Source organism: Pseudomonas tumuqii (genome assembly GCF_013184545.1).
Classification (GTDB): domain Bacteria; phylum Pseudomonadota; class Gammaproteobacteria; order Pseudomonadales; family Pseudomonadaceae; genus Aquipseudomonas; species Aquipseudomonas tumuqii.
This window is the reverse complement of record NZ_JAAOJA010000063.1, coordinates 1-569: the sequence shown is the minus strand read 5'-3', so window position 1 is coordinate 569 and position 569 is coordinate 1. Positions and strand designations below refer to the sequence as shown.

Below are 569 nucleotides of genomic sequence, written 5' to 3'. Positions count from 1 at the left end.
TTTGGCGCCACGCCGCTGTACACCACCGAGGAGCTGGCCAGTGTCGACGTGTCCCTGGTGCTCTATCCGCTGTCGGCCTTCCGCGCCATGAACAAGGCGGCCGAGAACGTCTACACCGCACTGCGCCGTGACGGCACCCAGAAGAACGTGATCGACACCATGCAGACCCGCATGGAGCTCTACGATCGCATCAACTACCACGCCTTCGAACAGCATCTCGATGCGCTGTTTGCCGCCAAGAAATAAGCCGTGGGCGCATAGCCTGCGCCCCGCTTGCTGCGACAGAACGAATTCAAGAGGCCGGTGATGATGAAAGCCACGCCGCCCTCAGCTTGCGCAGATCGTCAAAACAGACTCCGCCTTCGCGGGGCCCTATCGGGGGAAATACCGTGCTTGAAACCTATCGTAAACACGCAGCAGAACGTGCCTCCCAAGGCCTGCCGCCCCTCGCGCTGACCGCCGAACAAACCGCAGGCCTGATCGAGCTGCTGAAAAACCCGCCAGCAGGCGAAGAAGCTTTCCTGCTCGACCTGATCACCAACCGCGTACCGCCAGGCGTCGACGAAGCC

1 protein-coding gene and 1 pseudogene are annotated in these 569 nt (G+C 61.7%); both read left to right on the top strand.

The features are described 5' to 3' along the window. Positions 1 to 246 (top strand): annotated as a pseudogene (gene prpB / locus G9C89_RS24955) (methylisocitrate lyase); the annotation flags it as partial. Positions 247 to 389: 143 nt separating this feature from the next. Continuing rightward, the coding region (locus G9C89_RS24950; protein WP_172153397.1) for a hypothetical protein at positions 390 to 569 on the top strand (180 nt) is incomplete at its 3' end.